This window comes from Acidovorax temperans (genome assembly GCF_006716905.1).
In the GTDB taxonomy this organism is placed as follows: domain Bacteria; phylum Pseudomonadota; class Gammaproteobacteria; order Burkholderiales; family Burkholderiaceae_C; genus Acidovorax; species Acidovorax temperans.
The window spans coordinates 304,337-325,184 of sequence record NZ_VFPV01000003.1 but is presented as its reverse complement, the minus strand read 5'-3'; the positions used below and the strand labels follow the sequence as shown (position 1 = coordinate 325,184).

The following is a 20,848-nucleotide window of genomic DNA, read 5'->3' as shown; positions in this document are numbered from 1 at the left end:
ACCTCGCCCCTCCATCAACAATCCGGAATCAGCCGCGCCCGCAAAAATGGACTTGTTTGTGGACTTAAAAGTCCCGGCTGTAGATGGATCGCAGTGGACCGCGGCAGAACGTCAAAGAGAGGAAAAGTCCTTGTGTGGCAACGACTTGCAGACTCTCTTGGACTTCTGCGGAAGTCCGCAGAATGATGCAGTGGAGCGGGTGAAGGGAAAAAAATCCGATACACCTGCTAGTCATACAAAACAACAACTTACATACTTTGCTGCTTAAAAAATAGGCAAAAAAGTGTGGGTTGGATTTGTGAGTTCCATTATATCCGCGTATCCGCTACTCGCGTCCAAACTTCGGATACTTCGGCAACTGCTCCCGCTGACCGACCAGCGCGTTTATCTGGGCCATGACGGCCGCGGCCTGTGCTGACCACGGCTCACGCTCCAATAGCCCCAAGACGTGTCATCAATTCGTCATATTTTCTAGCCAAATATATGTTCTACTCACAGCCGAAATTTAGAGCGAGGTTCCTGTGAAACCTCTCTCACACCTTGAGGAAAATAATGAGTGAACATGAAGGCGTGCTTAAAATGCTGGGAAACGCAAAGATCTATCCACTTGGCCATAGATACAGCGTAATTGAGTTTGACAATAAAATATTTACAGATGTATTGGTGCCCACCAAACTTGACAATTTCCTTCAAAGAGGACTTGAGACAAACAAGCCAATTAAAGTTTGGATTATGAAGATGGGTTTTGGCAACAAAACCATTCCTTGTTTTGAATTGGATGGAAAGAAATACTGCTCGGCACCCTTTGGTTTCGGAGATCTTTTTTTTATGACCTTTTTATCCCTCATTTTTTTGCTGGTGTCTCTGTTTGGTGATTTTCCTTCAATTGTTAAATTGATTTTCGTTCCCGTATTCTCTTTAGGGGTGTATACGATGATTTCACCCGTGCTTTCTTACTCAATGCTCGCTTTGAAAGCCGATGTAAAGTTGTAAAGTTGCATTCATATTCAAACATCAGCCGCGTCCAAATTTTGGCCCTCTGGGCAACTGCTCCCGCTGACCAACCAGCGCATTGATTTGAGCCATGATGGCCGCAGCCTGTGCTGACCAAGGTTCACACTCCAAAAGCTGCATACCCAGTTCCCTTATCTGTTCATTGATGGTTTGCCCATAGGTTGGTAGGGGCCCCCTTCCGAGCTGCCCCCACTGCCCCCCTGAGTGGCCGCGAGACGCATGGCCAGAATGTTGACTTGGGACATCAACTTTTTGTGGTCGGTAAGCACCTTGCGCACTGCCTCCGTCATCTGCATGGCCCCACTTTCTTGCACCTGCTTGAAACACGTCTCGCTCCAAGCTGTGCGCTGTGACAGATACTGAATGGCCGCTGCTAGGTTGCGCACCTCGGCGGTCAAGTGGATTAGGTCCTTTTTCATTTCTTCCATTTTTCTTCTCCTTGGTAATGGTTATGGGTTGGCTGGCAGGTCTGTGACCTGACAGGTTGTGGGCACGCTCTGAAAGCAGGGTGTCCAATCGTTCGGCGGTGTGCGCGGATTGACTGACGGAAAGCACTTCGCCTCCCTGTTTCTGTGCCATCGCTGCACGCAATGCGGCGTAATCCGTGGCACTCTCAAACATGGCTCCCTTGAGACGCACGGCCTTGGCAGCGCCGGGGAACTTCACCGAAACATAGTCGGCGCCAGTGCGTGTGATGGTCAGGCCAAGCAACTGGTCCATGTGGCTGCAAAGCTCATCACGGCTGTTGATTTGCCCACTGCGGATACCCTTGTTCAGTTCCTTGCGCAACAGTTCCGCTTTCTCCGCGTTGCTGGTGTTGCCCGCTTTGAGCAAGAAACTGTCTACGCTGACACGCCCCGGCTTTTCAACGACCTGTGACCAGCCATGTTCATGGTTCACCATCTTGGTAAACAGCGCCATGGTTTCAATCGTCTTCTTTCCTGGTGGGTGCGGGTTCCATCTGCGCCCAGTCATATCCTTGCCACTGGCTGTGGTGCCCGCCAGAATGGTCATGGGCATGATGAAATGAACATGAAAACCTGACTGCCCAGTCTTTGGGTCTGGTGGCTCACGGTGCAGCACAAACAAGCTGTTGAACTGGTCGGGTGCAAGACCCGGCGCCACCACGGCCTTGAACTTGTCAATGATGGTGTGTAACTCTGCTTTGCTGGGTTGCTCGCCGGTCCTGAATGCAAGGCACCCACTGGCGTATTTGTGCTGGCGTGCAATGCCATTGATAAGGTCAATGGTCAGTCGTGGACTCCCCTCCAACACTTCGGGCTGTTCTGCACGCAGTTCTCCCGCATGGTCACGCAAGCGCAAAAGGTAGTTCACGGGTGCCTCCCCATGGGACTGGCCAGTTTTGAAAAATCGCACAATCATGGCGCACCCGCTGGCTGTGCGTTGGCCTTTTCGTAGAGCATTTCTGCATGCTCCAAGAGCTTCACCAATACCAACAAAATTTCACCATCGGGCGTGCCGCCAGAATTGAGATGGCGCGCAATCTGATTGATGTTGGTGCCCATGCGGTTGAGCTGGTGCATGCAGGCGTATTGCGCCTGACGCTGTGCATTGGGGTTCTCTGCACCTGGCGTCATGGCCTGGGTGCGCACATACTGTGCTGTGGTCTCAAAGCCGCGTTCAATGCTGAGTTGAGTGATACGCTTTTTTTCGTGGTGATTGACGCGGACCTCAATGCGGTCCTGACGCACAAACTCACTGCTGTCTGCGCTGCCTGACTGGCCAGGTCGTTTTTTCTTGACGGGTTCTCTCATTCATGCCTCCTTTGTTCTTCTTCTTATGGGGCGCGTGGCACTGCGCCACGCTGCTTTCAAGGGGTATGGGGGAACCCCATCAAGTAACCATCAGTGGCGTTCAGCCATGTGATGGGTTAACCTTGCTTGAGACTTCCGGCCCCCTGCATTCATTCAAACGCATTGCAAAGCGAAGTCAAGTTTTGAAGACCCCGTTTGCCAGATTTCGGACGGGCGGTAAGAAATGCAGATGTGGGGTGCTGGTGGATTTCAGTGCTGTGGTGATGACCAATTTGAACGACGCAGCGTGTGAGTGAAAATTGCGCAAAAGTGGCCGCCGTCCTTTTTTTGTTCACTATCGTTCACCAGACCCATGCAAAGCATGTCTTTGCTACGCATTGGGTTCTATTCTTTTTTGGGATTGGTTTTTCCGTGCCTTCGGCGCTAAATCAGGCTTTTCGGATAGAAACAGCCCAGAACTTGCCCACACGATTCCGGGAAAGTTTTTCCCTTACCCACTGATTTTTGGTCAGTCGGTTTCGGGCTTTCGCGGGTTCATGTGGGCGCCACATCTATCCGGGATTGACCAGCTACAAGGGTCAATCAAGTTCGGTTCAAGTGCTTGTCCACTCCCATGCGCGGTCCGAACAATAAGCCTCTCGCTTTCGTTGTGCATGGTGCCCATTCTTACGAATTGGGTCGGGCTTTGTTATCCGCTGCTGCTTTGGTTCGGCTGACAGCCACTGAGTGACTGTTAGGCAGTTAATGTTTGATTTGCCGGTCTTTCTGCTCCAAAGCGGTCCACATCGGGGAACACCCTAGACAATGCGAATCGGGAGCGTGTGAGCACTACAGGTCAAGTTCAGAGAAGGTCTCATGTTCACATTGGCTGACGCATAACATTGTCACTTCTCAATAAAGCAGAAAATTTCTGGATGTCAAGAGCTAGTGAAAAATATTTTTCAATCTCAATTTTCATGAAAAAAAGGCAGCCACTATTTAAAGTACCTGCCCTAGTTCAACCCATTGTTCGGACTATTCCTCTGTCAAAAAAGCAAATACGGTATCTTCAATATTCAAAAAGGTGTACGGTCCAAAAGTATTGACTTCTGATTCAAAAAAGTTCACTCCAACGGTGCTTAGCAATTCGCAAAAACAACGAAATTCATGACCAACAGCCATCCTTGATGTGTGTATGGTTACCTCTCCATCTCGCAAAATTGTCCCCACAAACATACGCAGACATTGAAGGGGTGTAGCCCGAAAGTCAATCTTAAATCTATAGAACAAAACGACCATTTTTTCATGCAAGCTAAGAGGCAAAAACTCACTGTCTATGTTTGAAATCTCCGTAGCACCCAAATATTTTTTTGCTAGCTTTTTATAGTCTTGGTTCATCTTTTCAATGGCAACCGCCATCTCTTTTGTATCTTGCTTCTTCATGAAATTTCTCCTTGTTTTTTGCCAGCATGATTGCTGGTCTTTTTTTTGTGCAACGGTGAACCTACACTGTTGACACGCATGGCTTTTGGCAGGACACCGCATCAGTGATGCGGCACCCATTCCCATCGGCCAATTTCTAGTTGCGTCGGAAGGCTCGCACTTTGCGGCCCTTTTCAACAAAAGTAATGTCTCCGCCCAATCTGCAATCACGGGCGAACTGTTCGTAGTCAATGTAGTTCTGGGCAAATTCTGGGAGCTGGTTGACCATGCCTGTATGGTCCCAGAAGTCTCTGGCCCAGTCCTCTTCACTGTCATGCTCGCCTTCGTAGCATTCCAATGCTGTTTCAACAGGGGCGTCCTGGTCCACTTCGTCCATATAGATGGCAACGATTTCGCGCTCGTCTTCACTGAGCTCTAACCAGTCCCATGTTTTTTCATCAATGTGGGACTCGCCGATAAATCGGGTGGGTATGTCTTCCCAGTCTTGGAACATCAATTCTGGGTCGCTCTCATCGCTGTGCAACTCGGTGCACGCCTCCAGAAAAGCGTCCTTGTCGGCGTAGTCGGCTAGGTCTAGCCACTCGCCCTTTAATGAACCTTCGTTGTATTTGCGGTATGTGCCGACGTAAACCTTGCTCATGCTGCACCCCCTTCCATGTGGGCAGTGCCTGAGCTAACACGGGTAGCTCCCGATGTAGTGGCAAGTGGACAAACCGTTGCAGCACCCTTTGTGGCGCGGACACTGCTGATGGTGACCGCTTGGGTGATGGCTGACTTCTTACCTAAATGCGCAAATTGAATACCTTTCATATTAACTCCCTCTAAAAATGCCGACTGATGTCGGACTTTTTTGAAGGAGATTACCCGCTGCCTTTTCTGTTTTGACTGCCTGTAACCTCTTATCCCCCCGAAACCTATCGGAGTTCGCTTCGCCTTACAGACAAGCCAATGGCTTGCGAGAATATATGACTAGTATTTCGTAGGTATTTTCCTGAAAATCAGTTGGTTTGCCTGTAAAGTGAGAATAGTATATAAAAATGAATAATAAATGTCAATATATAATGCCAAAAATAACTCAAAAATATATTATCTCCGAGTGAAAAAGTATTATCTGCGGGTTATTTAATATAACCATAATATAAGTATGGTCATTTGGTCTGGGTTCTAGCCTTGCCCAGTCCAACCGATTTGCAATGACAACCACAGATAGGCAAAGGGTCTGCCACCACTGTGGTTCCATTGGCTTTTAGTCAATGCTCACGAGACTGGCCTTCTTGGGGTCGTAGGCGAATTCGGTGATTGAGCCATCAAGGATGCGCTCCACGGCATCGTCAATCACTTGCAGTGGCACAAGGAACCATTCCCTTGGTTTCACTGGATTGCCAAATCGGTCATCAATGGTGATGTCAATCTGTGCATTGCTGAAAATCCGATGGAAGAGGTTTTCCATGCGCACCCGGTTGATGTTGTGCAGCTTGTAAGTTGCCACCACTTCAACGCCAGCCAAGAGGTAGGTCGCATCCTTGTCCGCACCAGATATGCGAGTTTCCACCTTTCCACCAGTGACGCCGATTTTGTGGATGAGCTCACGGTGTTCGGCTACATACGGGTGCGTGGACAAACTGCGCAGCACATAGATGGTTCCCGTTTCTATGTCTTCTGGCTCTGTCTCATCAGAAAACAACGGCCCCATGCTTGGGCTGGTCAAACGGCGTCCAGTGTCATCCTTCCAAAGTGCCTTTTGCAGGGATCGCAGCAGAAGGTTGCTTTCAGTGCCGTTGCTGTAAATCACCCGCATGTTGTTTTTATTCGTGGGTATAGGCGGATTTTCGCTTCAAAACTTGGTCGGCCACTTCTTGCGTGGCATGGCTTTGCTGGCCAGCCGTTCTGCGCGCAGGCGCTTGCTTTCTGCCGTTTGCGCACGCTTGGCCTCGCGTGCCAGGACCTGCTGCAATGACGGTTTCCAGTCAAAGCTGTTGAGGTTCAGCAGTTCGTGAAAATCCAGCGCCTCCACCGCTTCGTGCAGTGCCTTGATGGGGAGGTCATGCAAATAGTCAAAATGTGTGGAGTTGTCGCTGGTGTGGCCCGACAGCTTGTAGATGGTGCTGTTGTTCACCTTGCGGGCCACGAACCGTGTAATGGTGGTGTGGCGCAGCGAGTGAAAGCAGTTGTCGTCCTCTTTGACCTTCACATCGTTCAGGTATTGCGAGAAACGGCGTGAGAGGTTCTTCTTGGTGCCGTTGTGGTTGGTCAGCTTGCCCATGGCCCCATCGGATAAATACCAGAACAGCCCTTCGTGCCCCAGCTTGCGCACTTCTTCCACGTAGTCCAGAAAACCCAGTTTGATGAGGAAGGAATGCACTGGGACAAACCGGATGCCAGTCGGGGTCTTGGCGTCTTTGATGTGCATGAGGACCACGCCGTCGTCGGTCTTGATGTTCTTGACTTCCAGTGAGGTGCATTCCTCAATGCGCATGCCCGAAAACAGGCAAACCAAAGGACCCCAGTAATAATCGGGGGTGATGGCCATGGGGCCGTAGGTTTCCCAGTTGTAGATGGCCTTGAGGTCGTCGTCGTAGAACTTGTCCCGGCTCTTGATGGCCTTCTTGGAGTGCGGGATCAGGTGGTTGGCAGCGGGGTTCTCGCCCTTGATGTAGCCGTTTTTCAGGGCAAATTCAAACAGGGCGTGCAGTCGGCCCAAGTGCCCGTTGATGGTGTGGGCCACCATGCCGTTGCTCAGGAGCTGGTCTTTGTATTGCTTGATTTCGGCACGGGTGATGTCTTCCACGAAACGGTTGCCCGCATGTTCGCGGAAAGCGTCGTAGGTGCTGCGGTATTTGTCCACGCTGGCTTTTTTCAGCGTCAGGCTGATTTCCCGAATGAGCTCGTCGGCCACGGCCCGAAAAAGGGGGCTTTTTGGGGTCATGGCTGGAGTGGGGCGCAGAGCGGGTGCGTTGTTCTGCTGTGGTGTGCTGGCCCGCAGACGGCCCAGGTTTTCCAGAATTTGCAGGCCACGCTCCTGTTCTTCTGGGGTGTCGGCGCGAAAGATGCCGCGCTCCATGTCAATTTCCAGGAGCTTGCGTATGGCGTCTTCGTTCAGATTGGGGATTTTTTTCATGGCCTCCACTCGCAGGTTCAGCAGTGCTGCATGGGATTGTGCCAGCCGCGCGTCGCGGGTCCGCAAGGTGATGTAGAGCGTTTTTTGGTTCAGGTTTTGCTGGTGCGACTTGGGCAGTGACCAGCGGAAAAACCAGATGCCCGATTTGCCGTCTTTGACCAGACGGGGCATAGGTGCTCGCATGAAAGTGGCTCCTTGAGCCTACTTTCTGAGCAACTTGTGGGTAAGAGTTGTGGGTTGAATGACCCTGCGTCAACCAATAAGTCTTTTAAAATCAATGACTTATGGTGACTGGAGCGGGTGAAGGGAATCGAACCCTCGTATGAAGCTTGGGAAGCTGCCGTTCTACCATTGAACTACACCCGCACAGCCACGCATTATAGGCATGTCCTGCGCGGATTCAGGGGCGCTGGCGCGCCCTGCGCGGGGTGGTCATTTCTGAATGTCGCCAAGGCACAGGTACTTGATTTCCACGTAGTCATCCATGCCGTGGTGTGAGCCTTCACGGCCCAGGCCGGACTGCTTCACGCCGCCGAAGGGCACATGTTCGGTGGCCAGAATGCCCACATTGATGCCCACCATGCCGTATTCCAGCGCTTCGCCCACGCGGAAGATGCGGCCTACGTCGCGGCTGTAGAAGTAGCTGGCCAGGCCAAACTCGGTGTTGTTTGCTGCGTCGATGGCCTCTTGTTCGGTCTTGAACTTGAAGACCGGGGCAAAGGGGCCAAAGGTTTCCTCGCGGGCGCATAGCATGTCGGCCGTGGCGTTGGCCACCACCGTGGGCTCGAAGAACTGGCCTGAACCGAGGCTGGCGAGGCGCTGGCCACCGGCGACCACTTTGCCGCCCTTGGCGATGGCGTCATCCACGTGGCGCTGTACCTTGGTCAGCGCCGCTTCCTCAATCAGCGGGCCCTGGTTTACGCCGTCTTCAAAGCCGTTGCCCACCTTGGCGGTTTTGACCTTGGCAGCGAACTTGGCCACGAACTCGTCGTACACGCCTTCCTGCACGTAAAAACGGTTGGTGCACACGCAGGTCTGGCCCGCGTTGCGGTACTTGCTGGCAAACGCGCCTTCCACGGCGCTGTCAATGTCGGCGTCGTCAAACACGATGAAGGGCGCGTTGCCGCCCAGCTCCAGCGACATCTTCTTGACCGTGGGAGCCGACTGCGCCATCAGGATGCGGCCCACTTCGGTGGAACCCGTAAAGCTGATGTGGCGCACCACGTCGCTCGCGCAAAGCACCTTGCCGATGGCAATCGAGTTATCGCTGTCAGCGGGCAGGATGTTGAACACTCCGGCCGGGATGCCTGCGCGGATGGCCAGCTCGGCGGCGGCCAGGGCAGTGAGTGGCGTCAGCTCGGCGGGCTTGATGACCACGGGACAGCCTGCAGCCAGCGCGGGCGCCACCTTGCGGGTGATCATGGCCAGCGGGAAGTTCCACGGTGTGATGGCGGCGCACACGCCGATGGGTTGCTTCAAGACCAGCAGGCGGCGGCTGTTGTCGAACTGGGGCAGCGTTTCTCCGTTGATGCGTTTTGCCTCTTCGGCAAACCACTCCACAAAGCTCGCACCGTAAGCGACTTCGCCCTTGGCCTCGGCCAGCGGCTTGCCTTGCTCAGCCGTCATGATCCGGCCCAGGTCGTCCTGGTTGGCCATCAGCAGATCGAACCACTTGCGCAGGATGATGCTGCGCTCCTTGGCGGTCTTGGTCTTCCAGGGGCCCCAGGCGGCGTTGGCGGCGTTGGCGGCGACAATGGCGGCCTCCGCGTCCTGCGGTCCCAGGTTGGCCACGTCAGCCAGTTTCAGTCCCGTGGCCGGGTCGTTCACATCAAAGCGGCTGCTTCCCGCCACCCACTGGCCGTTGATGAGGCCATCGGTCTTGAGCAGGCTGGGGTCATTGAGCTGGGCGAGGGGGGAGGTCTTCATGTCCATGTGGAAGCTTTCGATGTCTGCGAGCGCAACGTGGGATTGTGATCTCAGGTGGCCGTGAGCGCAGTCTCCAGCATGACCAGTGCCTCTCCGAAAACGGGCTGTTCGATGGTCAGAGGGAACAGGAAGCGCAGCACATTGCCGTCCATGCCGCAGGTTAGCAGGATCAGGCCCTGGGCCAGTGCGCGCGCCTGGACCGCCTTGGTGAAGTCGGCATCGGGGCGGCCGTCGGCGTGGCGGAACTCGGCTGCCACCATGGCGCCCTGGCCGCGCACGTCGGCCAACTGAGGCACGCGGGCCTGCAGGCTGCGCAGGCGCGTCTGGAGCTGGTCGCCGAGTTGCTGGCCGCGCTCGGGAAGCTTCTCATCGCGCATGACGTCGATCACCGCGTGCGCGGCTGCCACGGCCAGCGGGTTGCCGGCGTAGGTGCCGCCCAGACCGCCGGGGGCCGGCGCATCCATCACTTCAGCACGGCCGGTCACAGCGGAAAGATTGAGGCCAGCAGCCATGGATTTGGCACTGGTCATCAGATCCGGCGTGATGCCCTGACTCTCGTAATGTCCCATGGCAAAGAGCTTGCCGGTGCGGCCAAAACCCGTCTGCACCTCGTCGGCGACCATCAGGATGCCGTGCTGGTTGCAGAGCTCTCGTATCCAGCGCACGGCTTCGGGGTGGATGATGTTGAAGCCACCCTCGCCCTGCACGGGCTCGAAGATGAAGGCCGCCACGCGGCTGGGCTCAATGTCGTACTTGAACAGGCGCTCCACACCCTTGCGTGCTTCAGCCAGGCTCTCGGCGTCGCTCGGGAAGGGCACGTGGTAGACCTCCGCAGGCATGGGGCCGAAGGCGTTCTTGTAAGGGGCGACCTTGCCGGTCAGGGCCACGGCGTAGAGGCTGCGGCCATGGAAGGCTCCGCCAAAAGCGATCACGCCACTGCGCCCGGTGGCGGCACGGGCAATCTTGATGGCGTTTTCCACCGCTTCGGCGCCAGTGGAGAAGAACGCGGTCTTCTTGGCGTGCGAGCCAGGCGTGATCTCGTTGAGCTTTTCAGCCAGGGCAATGTAGCTCTCGTAGGGCACGATCTGGTAGCAGGTGTGGGTGAACCGCTCCAGCTGGGCCTGCACCGCAGCGAGCACCTTGGGATGGCGGTGGCCCGTGTTGAGCACGGCGATGCCGCCGGCAAAATCGATGTAGCGACGACCTTCGACGTCCCAGAGCTCGGCGTTCTGCGCGCGGTCGGCGAAGAAGTTGCCCATGACGCCGACACCACGCGGCGTGGCCGCAGCCTTGCGCGCCAACAGGGCTTCATTGGAAGAGTGTTTCATCTCTGCATCCCCAATTCACAGCTTGACCATGACGTGGCGCGGGACTGTGTAGTCCTCCAGCGCATACATGGACATGTCCTTGCCGTAGCCCGAGGACTTGAGCCCGCCGTGCGGCATTTCATTGACCAGCATGAAGTGCGTGTTGATCCAGGTGCAGCCGTACTGCAGCTGTTTGGCCACGCGCATGGCCTTGCTGACGTCCTGCGTCCAGACGCTGGAAGCCAGGCCATAGTCCGAATCATTGGCCCAGCCAATGACCTGTTCGGCATCGGAGAAGCGGGTGACAGAGACCACGGGGCCAAAGACCTCGCGGCGCACGATCTCGTCGTCCTTCCTGGCGCCTGCGATCACCGTGGGTTCGTAGAAGAAGCCATTGCCCTGGCGCAGCTTGCCGCCGGTCGTGACTTCCATATGGCCGGTCATCTGCGCGCGTTCCACGAAGCTGGCCACGCGGTTGCGCTGGCGGTCGGAGATCAGTGGGCCCAGCTCCACGCCGTCCTCGTCCTGCGTGCCCATCTTCAGTGTGGCCACGGCGGCGCTCAGTTCGGCGACCAGCTTGTCGTAGATCTTGGGGCCGGCGTAGATGCGGCAGGCTGCCGTGCAGTCCTGACCGGCGTTGTAGTAGCCGAAGGTGCGCACACCGGCCACTACCTCCTCGAGGTTCGCGTCGTCAAAGACGATCACCGGGGCCTTGCCGCCGAGTTCCAGATGGGTGCGCTTGAGTGTGCCCGAGGCCGCCTGCAGGATCTTGCGGCCGGTGGAGACGTCACCTGTGACCGAGACCATGCGCACCTGCGGGTGTTCCACCAGAGGCTGGCCCACGCTGGCGCCGCGACCGCAGATCACGTTGAGCACCCCCTTGGGCAGGATGTCGGCTGCCAGGCGGCCGAAGAGCAGGGCGGTCAGCGGCGTCTGTTCGCTGGGCTTGAGCACCACCGTATTGCCGGCTGCGAGGGCTGGAGCTGCCTTCCAGGCCGCCATCATCAGCGGGTAGTTCCAGGGGGCGATCGAAGCGACAACGCCAATGGGGTCGCGCCGGATCATGCTGGTGTGACCGGCCAGGTATTCACCGGCGATGGTGCCGCTCATGCAGCGTGCCGCACCGGCGAAGTAACGGAAGCAATCGGCAATGGCCGGTATCTCGTCACCGAGGGCTCGTGCGTAGGGTTTGCCGCAGTTCAGCGACTCCAGGCGTGCGAACTGTTCCGCGTTGGCCTCCACCGCATCTGCCAGCTTGAGCAGCAGGTTGGCGCGTTCAGCCGGAGTGGTCTGCGACCAGGATTCCCAGGCGCGACTGGCGGCCGAGACGGCGCGTGCCACCTGTTCGGCCGAGGCCTCGCGCACGGAGCACAGGGTCTCGCCGGTGGCGGGGTTGAGGACGGGTTCCTCGGCGCCTTCACCGCGTACCAGCTGCTGGTCGATCAGCAACTCGGTAGGGAACTGCAGGGTGGGTTCAGACGGGTGTCCCATGGTCAGGTCTCCTAAAAAATTGGGTTCAGCGGTTGTGGCTGTCTTCGTCGGCGCGGGTCAGCCAGTAAGCCAGCACGATGGGGATGAAAGTGAGCGCGATCATGATCACGGCCACCACATTGGTCACAGGGCGCTGGCGTGGGCGGATCAGCTCCTGCAGCATCCAGATCGGCAGCGTGGTTTGCTGGCCAGCAGTGAAGGTGGTGACGATGACCTCGTCGAAACTCAGCGCAAAGGCCAGCAGGCCACCGGCCAGCAGGGCCGAGCCCAGTTGGGGCAAGAGCACGTAGCGGAAGGTCTGGAAGGCGTTGGCGCCCAGGTCCATGGAGGCCTCGATCAGCGCCGGGCTGATGCGGCGCAGCCGAGCCACCGCGTTGTTGTAGACCACCACCACGCAGAAGGTGGCGTGGCCGATCACGATGGTCCAGAAGCTGAACGGGATCTCCATCGCGTGGTAGGACGAACGCAGTGCGATACCTGTGATCACGCCAGGCAGGGCGATGGGCAGGATGAGCAGGAGGTTGACGGCGTCGCGGCCAAAGAACTGCGTGCGGGCCAGAGCGCCCGCCGCCAGCGTGCCCAGCACCATGGCGATGCCCGTGGCCCAGAGCGCGACCTGGAAGGACAGCTTCATGGCGTCCCACACATCCTGGCGCTCCAGGGCGACACCGAACCACTGCGTGGTCAGGCCCGGCGGCGGGAAAACATAGCTCTTGTCTTCGCTGCTGAAGGCGTACAGGGCGATCAACGCCAGCGGGATGTGCAAGAAGAGCACGCCCGTCCAGGTGGCCAGCTTGAGCCCAAGCGAGGCGCCGCGCTGCGGCTTGGAAAATTTCTTGTCAGAGCGCATCGAAAGCTCCCTTGCGCTTGGCCAGCCAGAGGTAAAGGCCGATGATCACGATGGGCACCAGCGAGAAGGCCGCCGCAAAAGGCAGATTGCCCGCTACGCCTTGTTGGCGATAGACCACCTGGCCGATGTAAAGCGTGGAGTTGCCGATGACCTGAGGAATGATGTAGTCGCCCAGGGTCAGCGAGAAAGAGAAGATGGAACCCGCAGCGATGCCCGGCATGGCCAGCGGGAAGATCACCTGGCGGAAGGTCTGGGCCGGGCTCGCGCCCAGATCGGCCGAGGCCTCCAGGTACGAACCTGGGATGCGCTCAATCGCCGCCATGATCGGCAGGATCATGAAGGGCAGCCACATGTAGACGAAGACAATGAAGGTGCCCATGGGGGAGAAGCTCAGCGAGCTGCCGCCCACGACGGGCAACGACAGCAGGCCATCGAGCAGGCCCTCCAGATGCAGCGCGTGCAGCAGCCAGGAGATGGCACCTTCCTTGGCCAGCAGCAGCTTCCAGGCGTACAGGCGCACCAGGTAGCTGGACCACAAGGGCAGCATCACGGCCACATAGAGCAGGGCCTTTTGCGGACCGCGCGCGTAGCGGGCCATGTAATAGGCGATGGGAAAGCCCAGCACCACGCAGGCCACAGTGACGAGGATGGCCATCACACTGCTGCGCAGGGCCACATCCAGGTTGGTGGGCGTAAAGATCTCGACGAAGTTGCTGAACCCGATCTCGCGCACCACCTGGCCGGTGAAGTCGTCCAGGCGAAAGACGCTGTTGGCCAGGAGGCTGAACAGCGAACCCAGGTAGATGACCCCGAACCACAGCAGCGGGGGCGCCAGCAACAGGCCCAAAAGCAGCCCTCGGCGCGTATAGATCAGCGTGGACAGCTGATCGGCCAGACTGTCGCGTGCGGAAATGACGGCTGCGTTCATGCTTGCGTGGCCGTTTCGATGACGTGCATGGCCGTGTCGCTCCAGTAAAGCTGGGCGCTGGCGCCGGGTTCGGGTGTCACGGTGCTGCCCTGCACGGGCAGGTCCACCAGCAACGTGGCTCCGCCCTGGTCGGGCTGCACCTGCACGCGCCAGAAGGAGCCGAAAAACTGCACCTCGCGCACAGTGCCACGCGTGCGCGGAGCGCCGTTGCCTGCTTGCGGGCCGAGTTCCAGGTCGATCTGCTCGGGGCGGATCATCAACGCCTCGGCCGGGGCGTACCGGCGGGCGTCGCCGCCCTGCAGCACGTTGGCGGCACCGACGAATTCGGCCACGAAGCGCGTGGCTGGGCGGTTGTAAAGCTCGGCCGGCGTGGCCACCTGCTCCAGGCGGCCCTTGTTGAAGACGCCGATGCGGTCACTCATGGACAGGGCTTCGTGTTGATCGTGCGTGACGAAAATGAAGGTGATGCCCAGCTTGCGCTGCAGGCTCTTGAGTTCGCTCTGCATTTGCTCGCGCAGCTTGAGGTCCAGCGCGCCAAGGGGCTCGTCGAGCAGCAGCACCTGGGGCTCGCTGATCAGCGCACGGGCCAGTGCCACGCGCTGGCGTTGGCCGCCCGACAGTTGAGGCGGCTTGCGCTGGCCAACCTCTGGCAGCTGCACGGTCTCCAGCAATTGCTGGGCTTTCTTTTCGCGCGTGGTGCTGTCTACGCCACGCACCATGAGGCTGTAAGCCACGTTCTCCAGGATGGTCATGTGCGGGAAGAGTGCGTAGTCCTGGAACACGGTGTTAACCGGGCGTGCATAGGGCGGAAGCAGGCTCACGTCCTGGCCGTGGATGGCGATGGTGCCGCTGGTGGGCAAAGTGAAGCCGCCAATCATTCGCAGGCACGTGGTCTTGCCCGAGCCCGAGGGGCCGAGCAAGGTGAAGAACTCACCAGGGCGGACCTCCAGATCCACACCGGCCACCGCGTTCACGGTCTTGCCCGCAGAACGGAAAACGCACGACACGTCGCGCAAACTCACAGCCGAAGTCATCGGTTCACACTCTTTCACGAGAGAGGATGGGGAGAAGCGGGCTGGAGCGCCTTGGCGCCAGCCCGCTCAGGCGGGCAAGCTCTGATCAGCGGCCGCCCAGGATGGCGATGTAGTCAGATGCCCACTTGTGGTACGGCACGCACTGGTTGTTCTGCGTCTTGCACTGGGTGGTGGGGGTCTTCCAGAAGGAAATGCGCTCGAAGTCGTTGTAGCCCTGGCGCGCGCAGCCATCGTCACCCAGCAGCTTGTTGCCCTTGCAGGCGGCAGGCACGGCAGGGACCGAGCCGAACCAGGCCGAGAGGTCGCCTTGCAGCTTGGGGTTGAGCGAGTGTTCCAGCCACATGTAAGCACAGTTGGGGTGCTTGGCATCGGCGTGCATCATGGTGGAGTCGGCCCAGCCTGAAGCGCCTTCGACCGGTACCACGGTGGCGATCGGAGCCTTCTTGGAGCCCAGGATGTTGGCCTGGAACTGCCAGCTTCCGGAGGCCACCACACCCTCGTTGGTGAAGTCGTCGATCTGCACGAAGGCGTCGTGCCAATACTTGCCCACGATCTTGCGTTGGCCACGCAGCAACTCCAGCGCTGCCTTGTACTGGGTCTCGTTCAGTTCGTAGGGATCCTGGATGCCCAGTGCCGGGTTCTTCTTCATCAGGTAGAGCGCGGCATCGGCGATGTAGATCGGGCCGTCAAAGGCTTGCACGCGGCCCTTGTTGCTTTTTCCGTCGGGCAGGGTTTGCTCTTCGAACACAACGCTCCAGCTGGTGGGCTTCTTGTCACCAAAGACCTTGGTGTTGTACATCAGCACGTTCCAGCCCCACTGGTAGGGCACCCCGTAGTGGGTGTTGCCCTCGTAGTGCCAGGGTGCCTTCTGCAGGCGGGGATCGATGTTCTTGTAGCTGGGGATCAGGCCCACGTTGATCGGCTGAACCTTCTTGCCACGGATCAGGCGTGTGCTGGCGTCGCCAGAGGCGGTCACGAGGTCGAAGCCGCCTTCGTTCATGAGGGCCACCATCTCGTCGGAGGTGCCCGCGGTCTTGACGTTGACCTTGCAGCCCGTGGCTTTCTCGAAGCCTGTCACCCAGTCAAAGTCATTGGATGTGGCACCGCGCTCGATGTACCCGGCCCAGGCCACGATGTCGACCTGGCCTTCGCCCTTGCCGACTTTTTGCACCATTTTTTGGGCTTGGCTGGCGCCGGCCATGGCCAGCAATCCGGCGGTGATCGCCGCGTACTTCAGTAGCTTCATGTCATCTCCACACGTTCAGGTTGATCGGATTCCAGTCGGGCTGGGCGGGCCTTCGCGGGCTCACCCTGGTGACCCTGGTTCATGCGAAAGCCAGTGAATGGTGGCTTGACCCCCGCTCACTGACTAGTTCAATATTCGGAGTCCTATCTATCTATAAAGTAGATATCAAGGGTTAACCCTCTGATTTTTTGCACCAAAATGCAGCGCCACATCACGCTCAAACAGTTCCGTTACTTCCTCGCTGTGTCCGAAACGGCCTCTGTGGCGGCCGCAGCGCGGATGATCAACATCGCGCAATCGGCTGTCACCAAAAGCATTCAGGAGCTGGAAGACTCCCTCGGGGTGAAGCTTTTTGAACGCACCGCAAAGGGGATGGTGCTGACCCAGGATGGGCACCGCTTTCAGGTCAGTGCGCGCAAGGTGATTGCTGCGGTGGCAGAGGCGGGGCAGCTAGAGCGTGGTAAGCCCGAGACACTGTCGGGCAATCTGACCGTAGGGGTCACGAGTTTGGTGGCCGGTTACTACCTTGCGGAACTGTTTGCGCGGTTTCAGCGCTCGCACCCTTCGGTCACGATCTCGGTGGTGGAGGACGCGCCGCAGTTTCTGGAGCATCTGCTCATCAACGGTGAGGTGGACCTGGCCATCATGGTGTCCAACGCACTGGGCGAGCCGCAAGCGCTGGAGGTAGAGGCGCTGACCCGCTCGCCCAATCGGGTGTGGATGGCTTCAGGCCATGCCCTGGCAGAGAAGACCGAGCTGACCTTGCACGAATGTGCTGCCTATCCCCAGGTCGTACTGGAGGCAGACCGGGTGGAGAACGTGATGAACGCGCTGTGGTCGCGCCATGGCCTGCGCCCGCCTGTGCTGATGCGAAGCAGTTCGCTGGAGGCAGTCCGGTCTTTGGTGGGTATTGGCGCGGGCATTGCCCTGCTGCCGGATTTTCTTTACCGGCCCTGGACCCTGGACGCCGAGCATGTGGAGGCACGCAGCCTGCGTGACGCGTCTCCCATCATCGATGTCGGCCTGGTTTGGCGCAGGGGCTCACGCAGTCGTCCGGTGGTGACCGAATTCATTGCATTGGCGCGTGAGCAGTCGCGCAGCCACCGTGGGCGTTGAGGAGCAGGGCGGTGCGGCAGCTGAAATACATCTTCCGCCCATTGGTAAACGGTTCATTGCTATAACAATAATAGCAAAAATGCTCTGTGGGTACCTTGTGCCCACGGAGGGATGGAAACTGGCTCAGCGGTCGATGATGCGTCGCGCAAACCGCTCCAGGTACTCCATCAGCTGCTCAGCCCCGGCCATGGCCTGGGCTTCGTCGCCCGAGGCAATGCCCTGGGCCAGCTGGAGGTGAGCGCGGGCGCCTTCGGACACTTCGCCCTCGTGCTGGTAGGCATACCAGAAGCGGCGGCACTGCACGATGAGCGGCTGCACGCATTTGACGGCCGAGTGGTTCTGGCTGGCCTGGTGGATGACGAGGTCCAGCTCATGGTCGGCCAGCATGTAGTCGTCCAGGTGACCGCGTGCTGCGGCTTCCACCATGTTCTCGGCACAACGCACGATGGCCTGGCGCTGCGGCGCGGTGGCGCGGCGCGCGGCGTTGGAGGCCAGCAGCCGCTCCAGCACGCGGCGGGTCTGGATCACGTCCAGGTGGTCGGCCAGGTCGATGTTGGACACCTGCAAACCCCGGCGCGGCTGCTGCACGATGAGCCCAATCGACACCATGCGCAGCAGGGCCTCGCGCACCGGCGTGCGGCCCAGGCCTGTGCTTTCGGCGATCTCGGCCTCCACCACGGGGCTGCCCGGTTGCAGTTGCAGCGTGGAGATCATGGCCTCGATGGCGTCATAGGCCACGTCCGCCGCGCGCCGCTTGGGCGCGGGGTCTGGCTGGGGTGCGGGAGTCGTTGTCATCGTGCTCAGTCAGGCGGGAGTGCCGGCATCTTAGGTCACAGCGGGCTTAGCTTTGGGCCCTTCATTACCTTGGCCGGCGGGAGGCGCCGCTGCAGCGGCCGCCAGCGTGCCGATGCGTGTTGGCGCCAGCAGATGCCGTGGGGGCGCGGAGGTCCAGCCAAACAGGTGCTGCGTGGCCGCGCCGCAGATGCGGCCCTGGCAGGCGCCCATGCCGCAGCGGGTGTGCAGCTTGGCGTCTATCCAGCCCTCGCGCTCCGTCAACCCGGCGTAGGGCACGTCTTCGCAGCGGCACACCAGGGTGTCGGGCTGCGCCAGGGTTTTGAGTGTTTCGTTCAACGGAAAAGAAGCCTGTAGCGCCTGCGCAAAGTCCTCCCAGCGGGCCAGTTGTGGGCGCAGCGCCTATGCCTGTTGCACCTGTCCGGCCGCTGCATGGCCTGCCATGGCGCCCTGAACCAGTGCACGTTCGCTGCCGCCAAAGCCGGTGGCTTCACCCGCGGCGAACACACCGGGCACGCTGGTGCGCATCAGTGCATCCACGGCCAGGCCCTGGCCGCCGCTCAGCGGCCCGCCCAGCGCGCAGCCCAGCATCTGCCCCAGGTGGGTATTGGGCACCAGCCCGAACCCGCAGGCCACGCGGTCGCAGGCAATGGTTTCTTCGGTGTGTGGACCTTTGCGCAGCCGCACGGCTTGCACCTGGGTGGTGCCCTGTACCTCCAGCACATGGCTGTTGGCACGCCAGCGGGTGTTGAGCAACGAGAGCGCCTGTACCGCCTTGGTGGGCCAGCGCGGCAGTTGCATCGCAAAGCCTGCGAGCGCGCTCCAAGGCGCTTGTTCGGCCACGCGCACCACCGTGGCGCCCGCTTGGGTGGCGGTGGCCGCAGCGGCCAGCAGCAGCGGGCCTGTGCCTGCGATGACGATGCGCTGGCCGCGCACGTCGAGCCCCACCTTGATGAGGGCCTGCAAGGCGCCCGCGCCCGTCACACCGGGCAACGTCCAGCCCGGAAAGGGCAGCAGCAGCTCGCGGGCTCCGGTGCACAGGATGATGCGGTGGCTGTGCTGGGTCCAGCCCCGGTCTGCGTCTTCCAGCAGCAGGGTAGGGGCCTTGTCGCTGGGTTGGAAATCACCCAGGCCCACCACGCGGGTGCCCGGCAGCAGGCGGATGTTGGTGTGCCGGGCCAGCGCCGCGCGGTGCTGTTGCGCCAGGGCGGGCAAGACCACCTGGGGGCCGTCGCGCCAGATTTGCCCACCGGGCTGTGGGTTGTCGTCTACGATGGTGATCGCTGCCCCGCTGGGTGCGGCAGCGAGGGCGGCCGCCAAACCTGCAGGGCCAGCGCCGATGATGAGGGTGTCGCAGCGCTCGTGCGTCGAGTGTTGCTCGTTCATGGATGGGGTCACGGGCTGGTTCACGGCGTGGCGCTCCCGGGTGCTGTGCCGACATCGGTGTGAATCGACATGCCCTCGGTGCAGACCGTCTGGCACGCCAGGCGTGTGCGGCCGTGGATTCGGACCCGGCATTCGTGGCACACCCCCATGCCACACAGCGGTGCCCGCGCCGCGCCGGTGACCGAGGTGCGTGTGGTGCCGGGTGTTTGCTGCGCCAGCGCGGCGGCGACGCTGGTCCCTGGGGGCACCTGCAGGGGTGTGCCATTCACCACGATGTGCACCAGGGCGGGTGTTCTGGATGGGGTCATGGTGTGCTCAGGCCCGCAAAGCGGGCAGGTGCATAGGGCGTGGGGTCGATCGCCGGGGTGCCCCCTGCGATCTGGGCCGCCAGCAACTGCGCGGTGGCCGGGGCGGTGGTCACCCCCAGTCCTTCATGTCCCACGGCCAGCCACAGGTGCGGGTGTTCGGGGTGCGCGCCAATCAGCGGCAGGCTGTCTTGCGTGGCGGCGCGAAAGCCGGTCCAGGTGCGGATGGCGTTGAGGTCGGCCAGGCCCGGCAGGTAGTCGAGTGCCCGTTGCAGCATGCGCGCCATCACGGCGTTGTTGACGGCGGGGTCGGTGGTTTCGAACTCGCGCGACGAGCCGATCAGCAACTGCCCCGTGGGCCGGGGCTGCACGTTGAAGGCCACCGAGGTGCCGTCGCTGTGGTGGGCGCTGGTGATGTAGCCCAGCTCCACCAATTGGTGGTGCACGGTGCCCGGGTAGCGGTCGGTAATGACGAGGTGCCCCTTTTTTGGGCGCAGCGGCAGACCGGGGCACAGGTGGGGGGCGTGGATGCCACTGGCCAGCACGATGGCGCCCGCGCTGCGCTGGCTGCCATCGCGCAGGGTGACGGTGTGGCCGTCGATGTGTGTGGCTTCAGCCTGCTCAAAGATCAAGTGTCCTTGCGCTGCAGCCTGGTCCAGCAGCCACTGGGCTGCGCGCGGGGCATAGACCACGCTGTCGCCCTGCACCTTCAGCGCGCCCGCCAAGCCAGTGCGCAGGGCGGGTTCGGCACGGGCCAATGCGGCCGCGTCGAGCATCTCGCAGGCGATGCCGTGCGCTTGCAGGGTGCTGCGCTTGTCATGTGCGGCCTGTAGTTCGGCATCGTTAGCGGCTAACCAGAGCGTGCCGCAGGCCCTGAAGGCGCAGCCCGCATCCAAGTGGGGCGCCCAAGCGTGCCAGAGGTCCAGCGATGTCTGGCTCAGCGCCAGTTCAGCCGGGTTGTCGTCCATCACCACCAGGTGGCCCATGCCTGCCGCCGTTGCGCCGCCGAGGCGCGCATCGATCACACGCACCGAGAGCCCGGCCTGTGCGAGGGCGTGGGCGCAGGCGGCGCCCACGATGCCGGCGCCAATGACGAGAACGTCGGTGTGTTGCATGGCGCGCGTGTGTTTTGGGACGA

Annotated in this window: 17 protein-coding genes, 1 tRNA gene and 2 pseudogenes; 2 read left to right on the top strand and 18 right to left on the bottom strand. The window is 59.9% G+C overall.

The genetic code is table 11. From position 1 onward, the window contains the following. Positions 1 to 552 precede the first annotated feature (552 nt). On the top strand, positions 553 to 993 hold the full coding sequence (locus tag BDD18_RS16385; protein WP_142084465.1) for a hypothetical protein: 441 nt from the start codon (positions 553 to 555) through the stop codon (positions 991 to 993). 21 nt (positions 994 to 1,014) lie between these two features. Here the strand turns inward: BDD18_RS16385 and BDD18_RS16380 are convergent, their stop codons facing one another. From BDD18_RS16380 to BDD18_RS16315, 14 genes and pseudogenes are all read right to left on the bottom strand, one after another. Then, positions 1,015 to 2,349 carry a hypothetical protein gene (locus BDD18_RS16380; RefSeq protein ID WP_142084463.1) on the bottom strand — a complete coding sequence of 445 codons (1,335 nt, stop codon included), beginning with the start codon at positions 2,347 to 2,349 and terminating at the stop codon, positions 1,015 to 1,017. Positions 2,350 to 2,393: 44 nt separating this feature from the next. Further along, positions 2,394 to 2,789, bottom strand: a complete 396-nt coding sequence (locus BDD18_RS16375) for a plasmid mobilization protein (protein ID WP_142084461.1) — start codon at positions 2,787 to 2,789, stop codon at positions 2,394 to 2,396. 1,014 nt (positions 2,790 to 3,803) lie between these two features. Then, complete coding sequence (locus BDD18_RS16370) at positions 3,804 to 4,211, bottom strand: hypothetical protein (protein ID WP_142084458.1); 408 nt, start codon at positions 4,209 to 4,211, stop codon at positions 3,804 to 3,806. Positions 4,212 to 4,347: 136 nt separating this feature from the next. After that, complete coding sequence (locus tag BDD18_RS16365; RefSeq protein ID WP_142084456.1) at positions 4,348 to 4,851, bottom strand: antirestriction protein ArdA; 504 nt, start codon at positions 4,849 to 4,851, stop codon at positions 4,348 to 4,350. A gap of 606 nt (positions 4,852 to 5,457) precedes the next feature. Further along, positions 5,458 to 6,009, bottom strand: a pseudogene (locus BDD18_RS16360) (GIY-YIG nuclease family protein); the annotation flags it as partial. 36 nt (positions 6,010 to 6,045) lie between these two features. Further along, positions 6,046 to 7,512 carry a site-specific integrase gene (locus BDD18_RS16355; protein WP_142084452.1) on the bottom strand — a complete coding sequence of 489 codons (1,467 nt, stop codon included), beginning with the start codon at positions 7,510 to 7,512 and terminating at the stop codon, positions 6,046 to 6,048. Positions 7,513 to 7,621: 109 nt separating this feature from the next. Continuing rightward, positions 7,622 to 7,695: transfer RNA gene (locus BDD18_RS16350), tRNA-Gly, on the bottom strand. 66 nt (positions 7,696 to 7,761) lie between these two features. Continuing rightward, positions 7,762 to 9,261 (bottom strand): NAD-dependent succinate-semialdehyde dehydrogenase, encoded by a 1,500-nt coding sequence (locus tag BDD18_RS16345; RefSeq protein ID WP_142084450.1) that lies wholly within the window; start codon positions 9,259 to 9,261, stop codon positions 7,762 to 7,764. A gap of 44 nt (positions 9,262 to 9,305) precedes the next feature. Next, the gene (gabT, locus tag BDD18_RS16340) at positions 9,306 to 10,583 is read right to left on the bottom strand and encodes a 4-aminobutyrate--2-oxoglutarate transaminase (protein ID WP_066696005.1); all 1,278 of its coding nucleotides are present in this window, start codon (positions 10,581 to 10,583) and stop codon (positions 9,306 to 9,308) included. Positions 10,584 to 10,598: 15 nt separating this feature from the next. Then, positions 10,599 to 12,011: a gamma-aminobutyraldehyde dehydrogenase gene (locus BDD18_RS16335; RefSeq protein ID WP_420837336.1), complete on the bottom strand. Its 1,413-nt coding sequence runs from the start codon at positions 12,009 to 12,011 to the stop codon at positions 10,599 to 10,601. A gap of 67 nt (positions 12,012 to 12,078) precedes the next feature. After that, positions 12,079 to 12,903 carry an ABC transporter permease gene (locus BDD18_RS16330; protein ID WP_066696007.1) on the bottom strand — a complete coding sequence of 275 codons (825 nt, stop codon included), beginning with the start codon at positions 12,901 to 12,903 and terminating at the stop codon, positions 12,079 to 12,081. Continuing rightward, on the bottom strand, positions 12,893 to 13,831 hold the full coding sequence (locus BDD18_RS16325) for an ABC transporter permease (RefSeq protein ID WP_066696009.1): 939 nt from the start codon (positions 13,829 to 13,831) through the stop codon (positions 12,893 to 12,895). The genes BDD18_RS16330 and BDD18_RS16325 overlap by 11 nt, the downstream gene beginning before the upstream one ends. Then, positions 13,828 to 14,865, bottom strand: coding sequence for an ABC transporter ATP-binding protein (locus BDD18_RS16320; protein ID WP_066696011.1), 1,038 nt, complete (start codon positions 14,863 to 14,865; stop codon positions 13,828 to 13,830). The genes BDD18_RS16325 and BDD18_RS16320 overlap by 4 nt, the downstream gene beginning before the upstream one ends. Positions 14,866 to 14,950: 85 nt before the next feature. Beyond that, the gene (locus BDD18_RS16315) at positions 14,951 to 16,111 is read right to left on the bottom strand and encodes an ABC transporter substrate-binding protein (RefSeq protein ID WP_082758791.1); all 1,161 of its coding nucleotides are present in this window, start codon (positions 16,109 to 16,111) and stop codon (positions 14,951 to 14,953) included. Between the two features lie 198 nt (positions 16,112 to 16,309). Here BDD18_RS16315 and BDD18_RS16310 point away from each other — a divergent pair, with 198 nt between their 5' ends. After that, entirely contained in the window at positions 16,310 to 17,227 is a 918-nt protein-coding gene (locus BDD18_RS16310) for a LysR family transcriptional regulator (protein ID WP_066696016.1), read from the top strand. Positions 17,228 to 17,350: 123 nt separating this feature from the next. On the opposite strand, the gene BDD18_RS16305 is transcribed toward BDD18_RS16310, so the two are convergent. The 4 genes and pseudogenes from BDD18_RS16305 to BDD18_RS16290 all read right to left on the bottom strand — a co-directional run bounded on the left by BDD18_RS16305 (position 17,351) and on the right by BDD18_RS16290 (position 20,825). After that, positions 17,351 to 18,022 carry a GntR family transcriptional regulator gene (locus tag BDD18_RS16305; protein ID WP_066696018.1) on the bottom strand — a complete coding sequence of 224 codons (672 nt, stop codon included), beginning with the start codon at positions 18,020 to 18,022 and terminating at the stop codon, positions 17,351 to 17,353. 30 nt (positions 18,023 to 18,052) lie between these two features. Beyond that, positions 18,053 to 19,405, bottom strand: a pseudogene (locus BDD18_RS16300) (FAD-dependent oxidoreductase). Positions 19,406 to 19,425: 20 nt separating this feature from the next. Continuing rightward, positions 19,426 to 19,686, bottom strand: a complete 261-nt coding sequence (locus BDD18_RS16295; protein ID WP_199737542.1) for a 2Fe-2S iron-sulfur cluster-binding protein — start codon at positions 19,684 to 19,686, stop codon at positions 19,426 to 19,428. Between the two features lie 23 nt (positions 19,687 to 19,709). Beyond that, entirely contained in the window at positions 19,710 to 20,825 is a 1,116-nt protein-coding gene (locus BDD18_RS16290; protein WP_066696035.1) for an NAD(P)/FAD-dependent oxidoreductase, read from the bottom strand. Positions 20,826 to 20,848: the final 23 nt, after the last annotated feature.

What these genes read in the sequence shown, in the direction of transcription:
- BDD18_RS16385 (WP_142084465.1), top strand. Translation starts at nt 553, where the DNA reads ATGAGTGAACATGAAGGCGTGCTTAAAATGCTGGGAAACGCAAAGATC.
- BDD18_RS16375 (WP_142084461.1), bottom strand. Translation starts at nt 2,789, where the DNA reads ATGAGAGAACCCGTCAAGAAAAAACGACCTGGCCAGTCAGGCAGCGCA.
- BDD18_RS16370 (WP_142084458.1), bottom strand. Translation starts at nt 4,211, where the DNA reads ATGAAGAAGCAAGATACAAAAGAGATGGCGGTTGCCATTGAAAAGATG.
- BDD18_RS16365 (WP_142084456.1), bottom strand. Translation starts at nt 4,851, where the DNA reads ATGAGCAAGGTTTACGTCGGCACATACCGCAAATACAACGAAGGTTCA.
- BDD18_RS16355 (WP_142084452.1), bottom strand. Translation starts at nt 7,512, where the DNA reads ATGCGAGCACCTATGCCCCGTCTGGTCAAAGACGGCAAATCGGGCATC.
- BDD18_RS16345 (WP_142084450.1), bottom strand. Translation starts at nt 9,261, where the DNA reads ATGGACATGAAGACCTCCCCCCTCGCCCAGCTCAATGACCCCAGCCTG.
- gabT (WP_066696005.1), bottom strand. Translation starts at nt 10,583, where the DNA reads ATGAAACACTCTTCCAATGAAGCCCTGTTGGCGCGCAAGGCTGCGGCC.
- BDD18_RS16330 (WP_066696007.1), bottom strand. Translation starts at nt 12,903, where the DNA reads ATGCGCTCTGACAAGAAATTTTCCAAGCCGCAGCGCGGCGCCTCGCTT.
- BDD18_RS16325 (WP_066696009.1), bottom strand. Translation starts at nt 13,831, where the DNA reads ATGAACGCAGCCGTCATTTCCGCACGCGACAGTCTGGCCGATCAGCTG.
- BDD18_RS16320 (WP_066696011.1), bottom strand. Translation starts at nt 14,865, where the DNA reads ATGACTTCGGCTGTGAGTTTGCGCGACGTGTCGTGCGTTTTCCGTTCT.
- BDD18_RS16315 (WP_082758791.1), bottom strand. Translation starts at nt 16,111, where the DNA reads ATGAAGCTACTGAAGTACGCGGCGATCACCGCCGGATTGCTGGCCATG.
- BDD18_RS16310 (WP_066696016.1), top strand. Translation starts at nt 16,310, where the DNA reads ATGCAGCGCCACATCACGCTCAAACAGTTCCGTTACTTCCTCGCTGTG.
- BDD18_RS16305 (WP_066696018.1), bottom strand. Translation starts at nt 18,022, where the DNA reads ATGACAACGACTCCCGCACCCCAGCCAGACCCCGCGCCCAAGCGGCGC.
- BDD18_RS16290 (WP_066696035.1), bottom strand. Translation starts at nt 20,825, where the DNA reads ATGCAACACACCGACGTTCTCGTCATTGGCGCCGGCATCGTGGGCGCC.